The following is a 287-nucleotide window of genomic DNA, read 5'->3' on the forward strand; positions in this document are numbered from 1 at the left end:
TCGCACCATAATAACGATAAGAAAAGAACGTTCTTACACATCAAACAATTAATGAGGATTAAGGAAACATTATGACATTTCGTCGAATTATACTTGCGCTAGTAATGCTGTCGACTGCTGCCACAGCTTCTGCACTTGAAAAGAAAAAGTTCTGTATGTACGACCCGGTTGGAAAAAACGGTCCTGCAATGACATTCTTCGCTGACTTGAAAGCAAAAGCTATTCCTTGGGGTCTAGATATCCATTTGGAAGCTTTTACCGATGAAAAAGTTGCCTCTAATGATTTT

Annotated in this window: 1 pseudogene; it reads left to right on the forward strand. The window is 38.7% G+C overall.

Annotated elements, in window-relative coordinates:
- Window positions 1-71: 71 nt before the first annotated feature.
- A pseudogene (locus tag A3757_RS02905) lies at window positions 72-287 on the forward strand (hypothetical protein); the annotation flags it as partial.

This window comes from Oleiphilus sp. HI0117, assembly GCF_001635235.1.